Source organism: Micromonospora sp. NBS 11-29, assembly GCF_002140155.1.
GTDB lineage: Bacteria > Actinomycetota > Actinomycetes > Mycobacteriales > Micromonosporaceae > Micromonospora.
Map to the genome: position 1 here is coordinate 215971 of NZ_NAPR01000006.1, position 16393 is coordinate 232363.

Annotated in this window: 18 protein-coding genes; 15 read left to right on the plus strand and 3 right to left on the minus strand. The window is 70.1% G+C overall.

The genetic code is table 11. From position 1 onward, the window contains the following. The first annotated feature begins 105 nt into the window (after nt 1-105). The 6 genes from B1205_RS08650 to B1205_RS08675 all read left to right on the plus strand — a co-directional run bounded on the left by B1205_RS08650 (nt 106) and on the right by B1205_RS08675 (nt 7549). A complete protein-coding gene (locus B1205_RS08650) occupies nt 106-654 on the plus strand; it encodes a Uma2 family endonuclease (protein WP_089155386.1) in 549 nt (182 codons plus the stop codon). A 32-nt stretch (nt 655-686) separates the two neighbouring features. Further along, entirely contained in the window at nt 687-2120 is a 1434-nt protein-coding gene (locus B1205_RS08655; protein WP_089155129.1) for a TldD/PmbA family protein, read from the plus strand. Beyond that, complete coding sequence (locus B1205_RS08660; protein WP_089155130.1) at nt 2120-3511, plus strand: TldD/PmbA family protein; 1392 nt, start codon at nt 2120-2122, stop codon at nt 3509-3511. The genes B1205_RS08655 and B1205_RS08660 overlap by 1 nt, the downstream gene beginning before the upstream one ends. A 221-nt stretch (nt 3512-3732) precedes the next feature. Next, a complete protein-coding gene (locus B1205_RS08665) occupies nt 3733-4554 on the plus strand; it encodes a hypothetical protein (RefSeq protein ID WP_089155131.1) in 822 nt (273 codons plus the stop codon). 10 nt (nt 4555-4564) lie between these two features. Further along, nucleotides 4565-6475 (plus strand): fumarate reductase/succinate dehydrogenase flavoprotein subunit, encoded by a 1911-nt coding sequence (locus tag B1205_RS08670; RefSeq protein ID WP_089155132.1) that lies wholly within the window; start codon nt 4565-4567, stop codon nt 6473-6475. Between the two features lie 3 nt (nt 6476-6478). Next, on the plus strand, nt 6479-7549 hold the full coding sequence (locus B1205_RS08675; RefSeq protein ID WP_089155133.1) for a succinate dehydrogenase/fumarate reductase iron-sulfur subunit: 1071 nt from the start codon (nt 6479-6481) through the stop codon (nt 7547-7549). An 83-nt stretch (nt 7550-7632) separates the two neighbouring features. Here B1205_RS08675 and B1205_RS08680 read toward each other — a convergent pair whose 3' ends face one another. Further along, the gene (locus B1205_RS08680; RefSeq protein WP_089155134.1) at nt 7633-8022 is read right to left on the minus strand and encodes a (deoxy)nucleoside triphosphate pyrophosphohydrolase; all 390 of its coding nucleotides are present in this window, start codon (nt 8020-8022) and stop codon (nt 7633-7635) included. 238 nt (nt 8023-8260) lie between these two features. Here B1205_RS08680 and B1205_RS08685 point away from each other — a divergent pair, with 238 nt between their 5' ends. The 5 genes from B1205_RS08685 (at nt 8261) to B1205_RS08705 (ending at nt 11282) form a co-directional block, all read left to right on the plus strand. Beyond that, the gene (locus B1205_RS08685) at nt 8261-8569 is read left to right on the plus strand and encodes a 4a-hydroxytetrahydrobiopterin dehydratase (protein WP_089155135.1); all 309 of its coding nucleotides are present in this window, start codon (nt 8261-8263) and stop codon (nt 8567-8569) included. Nucleotides 8570-8600: 31 nt separating this feature from the next. After that, on the plus strand, nt 8601-8963 hold the full coding sequence (locus B1205_RS08690; protein ID WP_089155136.1) for a PH domain-containing protein: 363 nt from the start codon (nt 8601-8603) through the stop codon (nt 8961-8963). Nucleotides 8964-8985: 22 nt separating this feature from the next. Then, entirely contained in the window at nt 8986-9702 is a 717-nt protein-coding gene (locus B1205_RS08695) for a SanA/YdcF family protein (RefSeq protein WP_089155137.1), read from the plus strand. Nucleotides 9703-9916: 214 nt separating this feature from the next. Then, nucleotides 9917-10648, plus strand: a complete 732-nt coding sequence (locus tag B1205_RS08700; protein WP_089155138.1) for a class I SAM-dependent methyltransferase — start codon at nt 9917-9919, stop codon at nt 10646-10648. A gap of 139 nt (nt 10649-10787) precedes the next feature. Further along, nucleotides 10788-11282, plus strand: coding sequence for a GNAT family N-acetyltransferase (locus B1205_RS08705; RefSeq protein ID WP_089155139.1), 495 nt, complete (start codon nt 10788-10790; stop codon nt 11280-11282). A 101-nt stretch (nt 11283-11383) separates the two neighbouring features. On the opposite strand, the gene B1205_RS08710 is transcribed toward B1205_RS08705, so the two are convergent. After that, nucleotides 11384-11998: a TetR/AcrR family transcriptional regulator gene (locus tag B1205_RS08710; RefSeq protein ID WP_089155140.1), complete on the minus strand. Its 615-nt coding sequence runs from the start codon at nt 11996-11998 to the stop codon at nt 11384-11386. A gap of 63 nt (nt 11999-12061) precedes the next feature. Here B1205_RS08710 and B1205_RS08715 point away from each other — a divergent pair, with 63 nt between their 5' ends. Together B1205_RS08715 and B1205_RS08720 are read left to right on the plus strand one after the other, a co-directional pair. Next, on the plus strand, nt 12062-13039 hold the full coding sequence (locus B1205_RS08715) for an NAD(P)H-binding protein (protein WP_089155141.1): 978 nt from the start codon (nt 12062-12064) through the stop codon (nt 13037-13039). Further along, nucleotides 13039-13521 (plus strand): Uma2 family endonuclease, encoded by a 483-nt coding sequence (locus B1205_RS08720; protein WP_254909825.1) that lies wholly within the window; start codon nt 13039-13041, stop codon nt 13519-13521. Before B1205_RS08715 ends, B1205_RS08720 begins: the two co-directional genes overlap by 1 nt. Nucleotides 13522-13646: 125 nt before the next feature. On the opposite strand, the gene B1205_RS08725 is transcribed toward B1205_RS08720, so the two are convergent. After that, entirely contained in the window at nt 13647-13865 is a 219-nt protein-coding gene (locus B1205_RS08725; RefSeq protein WP_089155143.1) for a flavin reductase, read from the minus strand. Between the two features lie 425 nt (nt 13866-14290). On the opposite strand from B1205_RS08725, the gene B1205_RS08735 reads away from it, so the two are divergent. Both B1205_RS08735 and B1205_RS28985 read left to right on the plus strand, forming a co-directional pair. Beyond that, a complete protein-coding gene (locus tag B1205_RS08735; RefSeq protein WP_254909802.1) occupies nt 14291-14506 on the plus strand; it encodes a winged helix-turn-helix domain-containing protein in 216 nt (71 codons plus the stop codon). A 610-nt stretch (nt 14507-15116) separates the two neighbouring features. Continuing rightward, complete coding sequence (locus B1205_RS28985; RefSeq protein WP_140157995.1) at nt 15117-16280, plus strand: hypothetical protein; 1164 nt, start codon at nt 15117-15119, stop codon at nt 16278-16280. The last annotated feature ends 113 nt before the right edge of the window (nt 16281-16393 follow it).

Consider the following 16393-nt stretch of genomic DNA (forward strand, 5'->3'; position numbering starts at 1 on the left):
GAGTGCGTTTCCGACCCGCAGCCCTTCACCGGGGTCGCACCCGGGGTGCGGCCATGGTCGTGGCGACCACGGGACGATTCCCGGCGGAACGAGGTGGAGGTGACCATGACGGTGGCGCTGTTCGGCCACGACGGCCCGTGGACCGACGAGGAATACCTCGCCCTCGGCGAGACGCAGCAGCGCGTCGAACTCTTCGACGGGGGCCTCCACGTGACGCCGGCAACCACCCCACGACACCAGCGCGTCCAGCGCAACCTCGGCAACCTGCTGGAGGCAGCCGCGCGGCGCGCGGGCATGGAGCTGCTGGAGACGGTATACGTCCGGCTCCGGCCGGGCCGGGTCCCCATTCCCGATCTGGTGGTCACCGAGCCGATCGACTTCGACGAGCCGATGGTCGAGGCGCGGAACGTGCGGCTGGTCTGCGAGGTCGTCTCGCCGCACAACGCGGCGACCGACAAGGTGCTCAAGATGCACTACTACGCCGCCGCCGGCATCGACTGCTACCTGTTGGTCGAGCAGGAGGACGGCACGCTGCACCTCTACCGGCGGCGGGGGCGGCACTACCGGGAGGCGTCGGTGACCAAGCCCGGCGACGTGCTGGAATTGACCGAACCCGTCCGGGCGAGGATCCGGCCGGAGGATCTCGTCCCCTGACGGATGTCGGTGCGCTCGCCTAGGGTCGGCCCATGGGATTCGACGCGGCGACCGCCGCCGTGCAGGCCGCCCTCGACGCGGGCGCGCGCTACGCCGACGCCCGGGTGATGCACCGTCGCTACGAGTCGATGTCGGCGCGCAACGGCGACGTCGAGGAGCTGACCCAGCACGAGAGCATCGGGTTGGGGGTGCGCGCACTGGTCGGCTCCGGTTGGGGCTTCCACGCCGTACCCGAGCTGTCCGACGCCGCGGCGCGCGACGCCGGCCGGCGCGCCGCGGCGATCGCCACCGCGAGCGCGCGGGTGCCCGGCCCGCCGATCGACCTGGTGCCGGTCGAGGCGGCGGTGGCGAGCTGGGCCTCGGAGTGCGCCGTCGACCCGCTCGGGGTGCCCCTGTCGGAGAAGGGCGACCTGCTGGTCCGCGCCACCGCCACGATGCGGGAGCACGGCGCCGACCTGGCCGAGGGGCTCTACCAGATCTGGGACACCACGAAGTGGTTCGTCTCCAGCGAGGGCCACCGCATCGACCAGCACATCCGGGAGTGCGGCGGCGGCATCTCGGCCACCTCGATCGGAGACGGCGAGACGCAGCGCCGGTCCTACCCGAGCTACCGCGGGCAGTACGGCACCACCGGCTGGGAGCTGGTCGCCTCGCTCGACCTCGCCGCGCACGCCGCCCGGGTCGCCGAGGAGTCCCACGAGCTGCTCACCGCCCCGCAGTGCCCGGCCGGCGAGACCGACCTGATCCTCGGCGGCGAGCAGCTCGCGTTGCAGATCCACGAGTCGGTCGGGCACGCCATCGAGCTGGACCGCATCCTCGGCTGGGAGGCGGCGTTCGCCGGCACGTCCTGGCTCGACCTGACCCGTCTCGGGTCGCTGCGCTACGGCTCCGAGCTGATGAACGTGACCATCGACCCGACCATCCCGGGCGCGCTGGGCAGCTTCGGCTTCGACGACGAGGGCTCCCCGGCGGTCGCCCGCGACGCGGTGCGCGAGGGCCGGTGGGTGGGCGTGCTCGCCGGCCGGGACTCGGCCGCCGTCGCCGGCCTGGGCCACGGCGGCAGCGTACGCGCCGACGGCTGGGCCCGGCTGCCGATGGTGCGGATGACCAACGTGGGTCTGGAGCCGGGCCCGCACACGCTCGACGAGATCGTCGCGGCCACCGACGACGGGGTGCTGATGGACGTCAACCGGTCCTGGTCGATCGACGACAAGCGACTCAACTTCCAGTTCGGCTGCGAGGTCGGCTGGGAGGTGAAGAAGGGGCGCCGCGGGCGGATGCTGCGCAACCCGACCTACACCGGCATCGGGCCGCTCTTCTGGCGCTCGATGGACATGCTCTCCTCGGAGATCGTCCCCTGGGGCACGCCCAACTGCGGCAAGGGGCAGCCCGGCCAGATCGGGCACACCGGCCACCCGGCCGCGCCGGCCCGCTTCCGCGGCGTCCGGGTGGGGGTGCGGGCATGATGGAGCTTGCCGCCCGGGTGGTGGAGCTGGTCCGGCGCGCGGCCGGCCCGGGCGCCGAGGTCGAGGTGCTGGTGACCCGCGCCGAGCTGGCCCTGACCCGCTTCGCCAACTCGTTCATCCACCAGAACGTGGCCGAGACCGGCACCACCGTGCACCTGCGACTGCACGTCGACGGCCGGACCGCCACGGGCGGCGGCACCCGGGTCGACCCGGACGGGCTGGCCGCGCTGGTCGAGCGGACCCGGGCGGCGGCCCGGCTGGTCCCGCCCGACCCGGCCTGGCCGGGCCTCACCGCACCCACGCCGGTGCCCGCCGGCCCGACCCTCGACGAGGCCACCGCGTTCGCGTCCCCCGACGACCGGGCCACCCGGGTACGCGCGTTCGTGGACGCCGTCGAGGGGTTGGAGGCGGCCGGCTACTGCCGCACGGCGTACCGGTCCGGGGCGTTCGTCAACTCCGCCGGGCACTCGGCGGTGGGGCGGGCGGCGGAGGCGGCGATGGACGGCATCGCCCGCACCGGCGGCGCGGACGGCATGGCCCGGCAGAGCGCCGACCGGCTCGCCGACCTGGACGGCGCCGCGCTCGGCGCCCGCGCGGCGGCCAAGGCGCGGGCCGCGACCGACCCGATCGAGCTGCCGCCGGGGTGTTACGAGGTGGTGCTCGAACCGGCCGCGGTGGCCGACCTGCTCCAGAACCTCGCCTGGTACGGCTTCAACGGCAAGCGGTACGCCGAACGGCAGTCGTTCGCCGCGCTCGGCACGGCCCAGTTCGATCCGGCGGTGACGCTTGTGGACGACCCGCTGCACGCCTCGTCACTGCCGTTCGACCTGGAGGGCACGCCCCGGCGGGCGCTGCCCCTGGTGGCGGCGGGCGTGACCGGGGCGGTGGCACACGACCGGCGCAGCGGCGCCGAGGTGGGCACCGGGTCCACCGGGCACGGCATGCCCGGCGGTTCGACCTTCGGGCCGATCCCCCGCACGCTCCGCCTGCTGCCGGCCTCCGGCGACGCGGGTGGCGGCACCGCGGCCGGGCCGGTGAGCGCGGGGGTGACCGGGGCCGTGGGCGACCCGGACACCGCGGCCCTGGTGGCCGGCGTGCGGCGCGGGCTGCTGGTCAGCGACTTCTGGTATACGCGGGTGCTGGATCCGAAGCAGCTCGTGGTCACCGGGCTGACCCGTAACGGTGTCTGGCTGGTCGAGGACGGTGTGCCGACCCGGGCGGTCCGCGACTTCCGGTTCACCGAGTCCTACCCGCGCGCGCTGGGGCCGGGTCAGGTGCTCGGCCTGGGCCGGCGTCCGATCCGCCAGCCCGACCGGGTCGACGGGTCCTGGTGGGAGGCGCCGGCGCTGCGGCTGGCCTCGTGGAACTTCACCGGCGGCGCGTCCGGCTGAAACCGGTCGGCTCGCCCAGGTGACCGGTCGGCGCGCCGCGCGGCGCGTCACGCATCTTGATCATGAGCCGGGCCTTTCCAACCAGCGGGACACACGGGACACTGCGTTGCGCGGCCGGGCCGTGAAGATCGGCGTAACGTGTGTCAGTTGACTGCGCCGGTTTCGCGGCGTGGTCTCGCGTGTGCGCAGGACGTGACAGTGACGTCAGGGAGATGACTCGAATGACAACTACGTCGGCCAAGGTGCCGAGGTCGCAGCCGCGGGGCGCGCGGGCGCGTGCCGCCATCGCGGCGAAGACGCTACGGACCGACCGCTGGTGGCTCGCGCCGCTGATCACCGTGGTCGGGCTCAGCGCCTGGGTCATCTACGCGACCGTCCGGGTCTTCATGCACAAGTGGTACTGGGTCGAGCAGTACCACTACCTGACGCCGTTCTACTCGCCCTGCGTGACCGAGCGGTGCGTCGAGGGCTCCTCGCACTTCGGCAGCTTCCTGCCCGGCTGGTGGATCATCCCGGACGCGGCGCTGACCCTGCCGTTCCTGCTGCTATTCCGGCTGACCTGCTACTACTACCGCAAGGCCTACTACCGGTCGTTCTGGCTGTCGCCGCCGGCCTGCGCGGTGCCGGACGGCCACCAGAGCTACAGCGGCGAGACCCGGTTCCCGCTGCTCGGGCAGAACCTGCACCGCTACTTCTTCTACGCCGCCGCGATCATCTCGCTGATCAACACCTGGGACGCGGTCCTCGCCTTCCACTCCCCGGAGGGCTTCGGCTTCGGCCTGGGCAACATCGTCCTGCTGCTCAACGTGGTGATGCTCTGGGCGTACACCATCTCCTGCCACTCCTGCCGGCACATCATCGGCGGCCGGCTCAAGCACTTCTCCAAGCACCCGGTGCGGTACAAGGCGTGGACCGGGGTGTCCTGGCTGAACGTCCGGCACATGCAGCTCGCCTGGATCACCCTGGGCACCCTGGCGCTGACCGACTTCTACGTGATGGCGGTGGCCGCCGGCTGGTTCAACGACCTGCGGTTCATCAACTGAGAGCCTGGACATGACTGAGACGCGAATCGAACGACACCACTACGACGTCGTCGTGATCGGGGCCGGCGGCGCCGGCCTGCGCGCGGCGATCGAGGCCCGGCTCGCCGGCAAGAAGACCGCGATCATCTCGAAGTCGCTGTTCGGCAAGGCGCACACGGTGATGGCCGAGGGCGGCGCCGCCGCCGCGATGGGCAACGTGAACTCGCGGGACAACTGGCAGGTGCACTTCCGCGACACGATGCGCGGCGGCAAGTTCCTCAACAACTTCCGGATGGCCGAGCTGCACGCCAAGGAGTCGCCGCAGCGGATCTGGGAGCTGGAGACGTACGGCGCGCTCTTTGACCGGACGAAGGACGGCAAGATCTCGCAGCGCAACTTCGGCGGCCACGAGTACCCGCGCCTGGCGCACGTCGGCGACCGGACCGGCCTGGAGCTGATCCGCACGCTCCAGCAGAAGATCGTCTCCCTCCAGCAGGAGGACAAGCGCGAGTTCGGCAGCTACGACGCCCGGATCCGGGTCTTCTCCGAGACCACGATCACCGAGCTGCTGCTCGACGGCGACCGCGTCGCCGGTGCGTTCGGCTACTACCGGGAGTCCGGCGAGTTCATCCTCTTCGAGGCCCCGGCCGTGGTCCTGGCCACCGGCGGTGTCGGCCGGTCCTACAAGGTCACCTCGAACTCCTGGGAGTACACGGGGGACGGTCACGCGCTGGCGCTGCGCGCCGGGGCCACGCTGATCAACATGGAGTTCCTCCAGTTCCACCCGACCGGCATGGTCTGGCCGCCCTCGGTGAAGGGCATCCTGGTCACCGAGTCGGTGCGCGGCGACGGCGGGGTGCTGAAGAACTCCGACGGCAAGCGGTTCATGTTCGACTACGTCCCCGACGTCTTCCGCAAGCAGTACGCGGAGACGGAGGAGGAGGCGGACCGCTGGTACACCGACCCGGACAACAACCGGCGTCCGCCGGAGCTGCTGCCCCGCGACGAGGTCGCCCGGGCGATCAACAGCGAGGTCAAGGCGGGCCGGGGTACGCCGGCCGGCGGCGTCTACCTGGACATCGCCTCCCGCAAGTCGGCGGAGGAGATCCAGCGCCGACTTCCGTCGATGTATCACCAGTTCAAGGAGCTGGCCGACGTCGACATCACCAAGGAGCCGATGGAGGTCGGCCCGACCTGTCACTACGTGATGGGCGGCGTCGAGGTGGACCCCGACTCCGGCGCGGCGGCGGGCAGCGTACGCGGGCTCTTCGCCGCCGGTGAGGTGTCCGGCGGCATGCACGGCTCCAACCGGCTCGGCGGCAACTCCCTGTCCGACCTGCTGGTCTTCGGCAAGCGGGCGGGCGGCCACGCCGCGACGTACACCGATCAGCTCGGCGCGCGCCCGGCGGTGTCGGTGGCGGCGGTGGAGGCTGCGGTGGAGACGGCGCTGGCGCCGTTGCAGCGCGACACCGGCGAGAGCCCCTACCAGCTCCAGCAGGACCTCCAGGCGGTGATGGGCGACCTGGTCGGCATCATCCGCCGGGAGGGCGAGCTGGCCGACGCGCTGGGCCGGCTGGCCGAGCTGCGGGAGCGGGTGGCGAAGGTGAGCGCGGTCGGCGGCCGGCGCTACAACCCGGGCTGGCACCTGGCGCTCGACCTGCGCAACATGCTGGTGGTCTCGGAGTGCACCGCGAAGGCGGCGCTGGAGCGGCAGGAGTCGCGCGGCGGGCACACCCGGGAGGACTACCCGGCGATGGACCCGAAGTGGCGGCAGGTGAACCTGGTCTGCGCGCTCGACGGCGACACCGTCCGGCTGACCCACAAGCCGCTGCCGGCGATGCGTCCGGAGCTGATCGGGCTCTTCGACCGGGCCGAGCTGGCCAAGTACCTGACCGACGAGGAACTCGCCGAGTTCGACGCCCTCACCGAACAGGAGCGCTGAGGAATGGGAACCAAGCGACAGTTCCGCATCTGGCGGGGCGACGAGACCGGCGGCGACCTGCAGGACTACACCGTCGAGGTGAACGAGGGCGAGGTCGTCCTCGACGTGATCCACCGCCTCCAGGCCACCGAGGTGCCGGACCTGGCGTGCCGGTGGAACTGCAAGGCCGGCAAGTGCGGCTCCTGCTCGATGGAGATCAACGGCAAGCCGCGGCTGGGCTGCATGACGCGGATGTCGACGTTCGAGGAGGCGGAGACCGTCACGGTCACCCCGCTGCGCACGTTCCCGGTGATCCGCGACCTGGTCACCGACGTCTCGTTCAACTACGAGAAGGCCCGGGAGACCCCGGCGTTCGCGCCGCCGGCCGACGTGGCGCCCGGCGACTACCGGATGCAGCAGGTCGACGTGGAGCGCTCGCAGGAGTTCCGCAAGTGCATCGAGTGCTTCCTGTGCCAGAACGTCTGCCACGTCATCCGTGACCACGACGAGAACAAGCCGGCGTTCTCCGGTCCCCGGTTCTTCATCCGGGCCGCCGAGTTGGACATGCACCCGCTGGACGCGCGCACCGACCGCAAGGAGTACGCGCAGTCCGAGATGGGGCTCGGCTTCTGCAACATCACGAAGTGCTGCACCGAGGTCTGCCCCGAGCACATCAAGATCACCGACAACGGGATCATCCCCATGAAGGAGCGGGTCGTCGACCGCAGGTACGATCCCCTTGTGTGGCTCGGTAACAAGATCTTCCGGAGGGGTCAGGTGCCTCAGACCAGCGTGACCAGCGGGCATTCGAGCGGTGCGGTGACCGCCGGCGCGGCCCACGGCGGGGTGCACTCGCACGCCGGCGGCTCGCACGACAGCGGCGCCGAGCGCCAGGCCCAGCAGGGGGTCAACTGGCACCGCGAGGTGCCGCACCCGACCGCCCCGGCGGTCGACTCCACCGGCAAGCTGCCGCTGACGGAGCTGACCTTCGACCGGGCCGCCGCGCCGTCGCCGTTCGGTGACGACGTGGAGTTCCCGCTGCCGGCGGAACACCTCAACTTCGCCCACCCGCAGCAGGACGAGCCGAAGCACTGAGCAGCAGCGCGACGATGACGGGGGCCCGCGGCACATGCCGTCGGCCCCCGTCCCGTTCCGGCCCGCCTGTCCGGTCCGGAGCCTCAGTCGGACGCGGCGAGCAGCGGGCGCAGCGCGGGCACGATCGGCACGTCGGCCGGCAGCCAGTCGACGCTGTCCAGCTCGGCCGCCGAGAGCCAGCGCAGCTCCGCGTGTTCCAGGGCCTTGGGCTGGTCGCCGTGGAGCAGGCGGGCGGCGTAGACGCGCAGGACCGAGCGGCCGTGTGCCATCCGCACGTCACGCCCGACCCGCGCGCCGACCTCGACGCGGACGCCCAACTCCTCGGCGCACTCGCGGGCCAGCGCGCCGGGCTCGGTCTCCCCCGGCTCGACCTTGCCGCCGGGGAACTCCCACCGGCCCGCCACCTCGGGGGGCGCCGACCGCTCGCAGGCGAGGACCCGGCCGGCCACGATGATCGCCGCTCCGACGACCACTCTCGGCTCCCGCCGGTCGGCCTGCCCACTACCGGTAACCCGTTCGGTCCGCACGAGCCACCAGCGTGCCAGATCAATCGGCGGTTTGGGTAGCTGAGTCAACCGTCAGGTCAGCAGAACTCGGAAGTGTGGGCGTGGACACACCTTCTGGGCAGCGACAGACTAGAGGGCGTCGACTGGGACACGGGATGGCGACGATTTGGCCACAAGCCGGCAACGAAGCCTCGGAGGTGCGGTGATGCGTGTGCTGTTCGGCGGCCGGGCGAAGCACGACTACCTCAGCGACGCACTCGCCCTGCTGTCCGGCTGGACGCGGGACGGCGAGCAGATCCGCCGCACCCTCGTCCTCGACGACACGCAACACGCCGCGCTGACCGAGCGGGTGGCGGTGGTGGCCGACGCGCTGCGGCTGCGTCCCGAGATCAGCCGCCGGGCCGACCACACCCAGATTCGACTGGGGCACGGCGACGGCGAGCCGCTCACCGAGGGTGAGGTTCTGCTGGCCGCGCGCATCGAGGACGCGGTCCGGGCGGTCACCGGGCCCTGAGCGGTGGCGCGCCTGCCCTACCGTCGAGGACATGTCTGGTCCGACGTACGACCGCAAGGAACAGTTCCAGCAGATCCAGAGCGGCCTGCTGCCCGGTGAGCAGATCATCGCCGTCTACGACGCGATCGGCACCGGCACCGGCTTCATCGGCCTCACCGACCGGCGGGTGATCGTCCAGGACCGCTCCTTCGTCGGCAAGCGGTACGCCATCACCAGCATCCCGTACTCGAAGATCACCAGCGTGAGCGTGGTGAGCAACAAGTCCTGGGGTGGCTCGTTCTTCTCCACCGGGGCGATCGCCGTGCACGTCGGCACGCACACCTACGAGGTGGAGTTCCGGGGCGCGGAGAAGAGCCACCACGTGCACAACGTCATCCTCCACCACATCTCCTGACCGGCCTGGCACAATCGCCGCCATGCGGGGGCTGAGCACACGCTGGCGCACCTGGCGCGCGAACCACCAGCGGGCCGTACGCCTGATCCGCCGGCTCCTCCTGGTCGCCGCGGCCGGCGTGCTGCTGCTGACCGGCGCGACCGGCGCCAGCGTGGCCTGGATCCACGGCGACGCGCAGGGGCACCTGTTCGCCGCCGCCGACGTGCCGGACGCGCCGGTGGCCCTGGTGCTCGGCGCCAAGGTGGAGCCCGACGGCACGCCGTCGCCGTTCCTGGCCGGGCGGTTGGAGATCGCACGCCAGCTCTACGCGTCCGGCAAGGTCAAGGTCGTCCTGGTCTCCGGCGACCACATGAACTGGGACTACGACGAGCCGGACGGGATGCGCCGCTGGCTGGTCGACCGGGGCGTGCCGGCCGAGAAGGTGGTGCTCGACCACGCCGGCTTCGACACCTACGACTCGTGCGCCCGCGCCCGTCGCGTCTTCGGCGTGCGGCGGGCCACCGTGGTCACCCAGTCGTTCCACCTGCCCCGCGCGGTGGCGCTCTGCCGGCGCCTCGGCGTCGAGACCAACGGCGTCGGCGACGACTCCGCCCGCCGGTTCGCCGCCCAGTGGCGGATCAGCTCCACCCGGGAGTACGGCGCCAGCGTCAAAGCGGCCGCGGACGTGCTCTCCGGCCGCGACCCGGTGCACCTGGGCCGCCGGGAGACCGGGGTCGACGACGCCCTGCGGGCCGGCTGACGCGCGGTAAACCGGTTGTCGCCCCGGACGTCGGCTGGTCTGCTGGAGCGGAGAAGCCGACGGAGGGAGCACCGCCATGTCCGACGCAGCGAAGCCCAACCAACCTGTCGTCATCCCTCTCGAAACGAGGCTTCGTGTTTCCGTACCCCATTCCGGCGGGGGTCGCTGACCGCCCGCCGCGCCACGTCCCGTCCGCCCGACGGGAGGCCGCGTGATGTCCGTCTTCGACGATCCCGGCCTGTTCGGCCGGCTCTGGGCCGCCGGCTACGACGGTCCCGGCAATCCCGACCCGGCCCCGGCGGTCGACTTCCTCGCGCCGCTGGCCGAGGGCGGGCCGGTGCTCGAACTGGCCGTCGGCACCGGCCGGGTGGCCCTGCCGCTGGCGGCCCGCGGCCTCGCCGTCTCCGGCGTCGAGGCGTCCCCGGAGATGGTGGCGCACCTGCGCGCCAAGCCGGGTGGCGAGCACATGGACGTCACCATCGGCGACATGGCGGACGTCCCGGTGTCCGGGCCGTACCGTCTGGTCTTCCTGGTGTTCAACACGCTGTTCAACCTGGTCGACGCGGACCGCCAGGCGGCGTGCTTCCGCAACGTCGCGCGGGTGCTCGCACCCGGCGGGGCGTTCGTCATCGAGACCTTCGTGCCCGACCCGGCCGACTTCGACCGGGACGAACAGGTGCAGGTCCGGGAGGTGACCGAGGACTCGGCCACCATCCGGATGCACCGGTACGACCGGGCGGCGCAGACATTCGTGCGGCAGACCGTCACGTTCGACCGCGACGGCGTGCACCTGAAGCCGTTCGCGATGCGGTACGCCTGGCCGGAGCAGATCGACGAGATGGCGGAGCGGGCCGGGCTCCACCTCGCCGAGCGGTACGCCGACTGGGACCGGACGCCGTTCGACGCGGACAGCCGCACGCACATCTCCGTCTACCGCAGGCGGTAAGCGGCCGCGCCGGGGCCGGGACGCTCGTTCCGGCCCCGGCCGGTCGCGGCGCTCGTTACGCGGCCTTGGCCGGTCGGGGTTCGGGCTTGCGGGGGCGTGGTGCGGCGCTGGATAGGCTGGCCCGGTTCGGGGAGGGCGGATGACAGTCACGATCGCGGCGATGGACGATCGGCACGCCGACGCCGTGCTGGAGATCTACCGCCTCGGTATCGCGGAGGGCAACGCCACCTTCGAGACCGAGCCGCCCGCGTGGACCCGGTTCACCGCCGGCCGGATGCCCGGTCACCGCTGGGTGGCGCTCGATGAGGCGGGGCGGGTGCTCGGCTGGGTGGCGTGCTCGGCGGTCTCCGACCGCTGCGTCTACGCCGGCGTGGTCGAGCACTCCGTCTACGTGCACCCCGAGGCGCGCGGGCGCGGCGTCGGCCGGGCCCTGCTGGACGCGTTGATCGCCGCCACCGAGGCGGCCGGGATCTGGACCATCCAGTCCGGCGTGTTCCCGGAGAACACCGCCAGCCTGGCCCTGCACCTGGCCTGCGGGTTCCGGGTGGTCGGCACCCGGGAGCGGATCGGCCGCCACCACGGCACCTGGCGGGACGTCACGCTCATCGAACGCCGCAGCCCTAAGATCCACTGACGACGCCCTGGCGCTCTCACTCCGGTGATCAAGAAGTTCGCGTCTCCTCCCCGACCCGACCCCGACACGAACTCCTTGATCGACCGGGCGAGGGGTTCCGTTCAGGAGCCGCTCGTGGCGCGGCGGAGCTGGGTGAAAGCCTGATCGGCGTCGGCGATCGCCTCGGGCTGCACGTCGCGCGCCGGCCGGCCGTCGGCGATCTTCTGCCAGTTGGTCCGCGCCAGTACCCGTTGCACCGCGATCACCTGGGCGGCCAGCAGTCGACCCTGGACACCGGCGGCGAGGACGGCAGCCAACGCCCCCTCGTCGTCGAGCATGTACTGCAAAAGCCGCCCGGCCAGACTCGGGGTGGTGAACACCAGTCGATGGAACGCCACCACCTCCGGGTGGTCGTTGAGGCCGGTGACCGGCTCGAACCGGTCGAGACCGGCCCGGAAGTGCCGGTGCAGCGCCGCCACCGGCGCAACGTCGGGTTGCCGGTCGCGGACCACCCGCGCGGCCTCACCGCTGTGGTCCGCGAAGCGGTGCAGGATCAGGTCCTCCTTGGTGGCGAAGTAGCGGAACAGGGTCGGCTTCGACACCTCCGCCGTCGCGGCGATGTCGGCAACCGACACCTGGTCGAATCCGCGCGCCAGGAACAGCGAGATCGCCGCGTCGGCGATCGCATCCCGGGTTCGCACCTTCTTGCGGGCGCGCAGCCCGACCGGTTCGCTCACCTCACCACCGTAACATTTGTTACCGGGTTGCTTTTTTGACTTGGTAACTCTTCAATGAGGGGCATGCCATCCCCGAGTGGACTCCCGCTCCTGGTCACCGGCGCGACCGGACGAGTCGGACGTGCCGTGGTCGACCTGCTGCTCGACGCCGGCGTGCCGGTCCGCGCTCTCGTACGCCGCGCCGGGTCGGCGGCGACCCTGCCCACCGACGTCGAGGTCGTCATCGGCGATCTCACGATGCCCGAAACGCTCGACGCCGCCCTGCACGCCGTCAGCACGGTCTTCCTCGTCTGGACCGCCCCGCCGCAGACCGCGCCGGCCGTCGTCGACCGGCTGGCCACCCACGCCCAGCGGGTCGTCTACCTGTCCGCGCCACACCGGACCCCGCACCCGTTCTTCCAGCAACCCAACCCGATGGCCGCGATGCACGCCGAGATCGAGCGGCTCATCGCGGCCACCGGCCTCGACTCGACGATCATCCGGCCGGGAATGTTCGCGTCGAACGCCCTGCTGTGGTGGGCCGCCGCGATCCGTGCCGGCAGGGTGGTCCGGTGGCCGTACGGCGCGGCCGAGACCGCCCCGGTCGACGATCGGGACGTGGCCGAGGTCGTCGCGCGGACCCTGCGCGAGGACGGACACGCCGGTGGCGACTACGTCCTGACCGGCCCCGAGGCACTCACCCAGGCCGAACAGGTACGCATCATCGGCGACACGCTGCACCGCCAGCTCGCGTTCGAGGAACTGTCGCCCGACCAGTTCCGGCGGCAGAGCCCGGAATCCGCACGCCCGGCCGTGGACATGCTCCTGGCCGCGTGGAACGCCGCCACGGGACGTCCGGCGTACGTCACCGCCACGGTGTCCGATTTGCTCGGACGGCCGGCGCGGACCTTCCGCCAGTGGGCCACCGACCACGCCTCGTCGTTCACCACCGATCCGGCCGCGACCCCGACCAGCCCGGGCGGAAGCGGCTCCCCCCCCCCACCNGGTGGTACGCCGACGATCTCGACAAGCTCGTCGAAGCGCCGCGCCACACTGAACTGATCGATGGAGCGCTCGTCTTCAGGACGTCTCCCCAGCGGGTCTGGCACGCCCGGATGGTTACCGCGCTGGTGAACCGCCTGACGGAACAGGCCCCGCCAGGCATCGAGGTCGATCGGGAAATCACGATCCGACTCGACAGATGGAATCGTCCCGAGCCCGATCTCCTGGCCACGACGGCATCGTTCGACCCGTCCCGCACCTTCTACACGCCCGAGGAGACCCTGCTGGTGGTGGAGGTGGTCTCTCCGGAGTCGGCCCACCGTGACCGGTCGGTCAAGCTGCGCAAGTACGCGGAAGGCGGCATCGCCAACTACTGGCGCATCGAGGACGAAGATGGCTCGCCGGTGGTCCACGCCTACGAACTCGACGGACCCACCCGGTCATACGTACCGACCGCGATCCATCGACACGAGCTGCGGACCACGACGCCGTTCACGATCACGCTCGATCTGGACAGGTTGGTGCCCGGCCGCAAGCAATGAGCCGGGCGCCACATCCGTGAAAGCGGCGCTCATCCCAAACTTTCTATTTGTCCTCGGGTCCGGCGGGACTCACTCGTGCGAGCCGCCGCCGTAGTCGAACTTCTCGTCGCCGGGGCGAAGGATGCTCATCGGATCCAGCCGAGAAATCGGCGGTACAGGCGATCCGCTGGGATGTCGTCAAGGTGCCGATTGGCATCGACGAGCTGCGCGGCCAAATAGAGCGCCAACGACGCCGGAGCGTCGTCGTACTCGGTTCGCAACTCGCAGCGCCACACCTGACAGGGCCACTCCCCCACGCAGCCGCCGCACGTCCAGGCCGGCTTGATCGGTTGATGGATGCTCATGACGCGCCGTCCTGGCTCAGCCAGTGGCCGCGGTTGATCGGAATGCGATGTCGGCTTCGGCAGGGCAGGTTCGCCCCGCAGCGGCAGATGCGTCGCCAGTGCTGCCACGACCACACGGGCCGATGTCGGCGGGCGAGGGTGAGCGCTGCGGCCAGGACGTAGTCGTCGTAAGAAACCCGTTTCACCGACACGTGACAGCCGCCGGAACCGGGTGGGTGGATGGGAACACTGCCGCCTCCTCGCGCCGCAGGTGTCCGGAGCGTGGATGCCCGATCACGGGGGATGCGCCGGGCATCCACGCCGGCGAGGACGGCCCACAGTGCCAACCGAGGGGACGACCTCCTCCGCAACCTCCCACAGGTACCGTTGGGTAGTCAAGGGCTGGCGTAGGTGGTTGACTCGTGTCGCCAACCGAGGGGAACCCTGTGCCACCGCGCTACCGCTACGAGCAGATCGCCGACGACCTCGCCGAACGCATCGCGACCGGCGAGTTCCCGCCGGGTGCCAAGCTGCCCAGCCGGCGGGAGCTGATCGAGCACTACGGCGTGACCGAGCCCGTGATCGACCGTGCCATGCAGGTGCTACGGATCAAGGGCATGACCGAGACGCTGCCGGGCGTAGGCGTCTTCGTCGCTGAGTAGGCCGGGGCGTATTCCTGCCCCCGAACGGGGCACGAACCGTCTGGCCTGCAAGTGCAGGCGCGATCAGACGTTGAAGCGGAACTCCGACCGGCTCGTGCGCAACCTGGGGCGACCTGGTCGGCACGCTGGTCGCACCTCGTCGTGGGTTGCCGCCGCTGCTGGCTGGTTGCCGACGTTTGACGACGTCTTGTGCCCCCTGCGTGCCCCGAGAGCGGTTCTGTCCGAGCCGGCCGTCCCCGGTATTCAGCGCTCAGGGTTCAGGAAGGTGTAGCCGCTGCCGTGCCCCTCGTAGTCCCACCAGAAGCACGCCCGACTCGTTTATCGCACATTTGATCATTCCGTGTATGTTCCCCGGAACTTGCTACGCATCCCGTCCGATTCCGGTCCGCTGGGCCAACCGGCCCGAAATGACCCGAGTGTCTGTCCGCAGCGCTTGCCCTGTAATACTTGTCCAACCCTTGACATCCAGCGGTGGCCAGAAGCCAGGCACGCCCCCTTCACCCTGCCCGAGGTCGTGAGCAACTGTCGTCTGGCAGACACTTGGCGGGGCAGCATCCGATGCTCTTGAGCCGTACTCTTATTCGACGGTCGAAGGGCTAGGAGGAGTCCATTGGAGCAGCCCACACGCCTGGCCAAGATGGTGGGACGGGTAGGCATCTGCATCCTGGTTCGGCAGGGTGGCCGCGACGACAAGGAGGCCTACTCGGGCTTAATAAAGAGCCTTGAGAAGGACCCTCGCGTAAAGTCGATCGACGCCCCGCCCGTTTTGACAGCATCGGTAGAAGATGTTCGTTATGTAGTTCCGCCTTTCAGGCCAGGCAAGTCCAAGAAAAGCATGAGGACGGAAGGGGCGACCCATACCCATATTCACGCCCTCCGCGTTCAACCCGCAATACGGTTGCATATCCAAGTTCCCCGCCGACTGCAAGTCGAGGGTAAAAACGAGGATGAGGTCCCTTCTGACGAATACTGGGTTGCCTGGGACGGGGTCACCGTTCTCGTTACGTGGCTTAATGGTTCATCTGCGCGCCCATTTGGAACTGCGGGCGGCCTGGTCGTCCTAGAGATCCTTAAGAAGGCGGCCGAAGACAGCGGATTGTCATTACGCCGACTCTCCTGTGGCTCGAACTGCGGCTACCCATTCGCACACTCGGACATGTTGATTAATCCTGTCGCCGAGAGTGTGATCCCGACCTTCTCTACTCAGGGTCGCTTTGTCTTGAAGGTTGAGGTGCGGGATCGGGAAACACCTCTGGAACTCGCCTCCGCCTTGTTGTCGCACATTGACTTCGTCTGCCACATGTACACCAAGCTGCGCAGCCATGGTCGGGTTATAGCCGTCGCCGAAGAAAATGCCCGTGCCAGCGTGGCCGATCTACTTACTCTGCAATATAATCGCGCCCTCTTCGGGACTCTTCCATTGCGCGCAAGGCTGAAACCCCTGTGGCGGACTCGGGGATGGCGGAAGAACTCGACTCGCTTTATCGCGGCCACTTGGCTCGGACTCGTCACAATAGAAGAAAATAAGAGAGAGTGGAGCAGAACCCGCCTGGTCTTCGATGAGAGCGCATCAAGCGGTAACATGAATTTGCTGTTCCAGCAGGAGTATCCTCAAGAGGTAAATCTCGTTACTTCGCTGGACGTGAGCAGCGTTCGGGCCTCAGTTGAACAGATGGCGGCCCGCATAGATACTCGATTTACCGTCTTCGCAACTACGATGGTGGCACTCATTGGTGCGCTAATTGGTGCCATTGCTGCTCAATTGGCGGGATAAGGCACCCTCCTCACGGCACGTTCGCCATCCCGTCTGCCGTCGACCCGCCCTCCTGGGGAGCGGGCCGCCGCCCGGCCCGCCACGTCAAGCGGACCTTGACGCACGTTCGGACG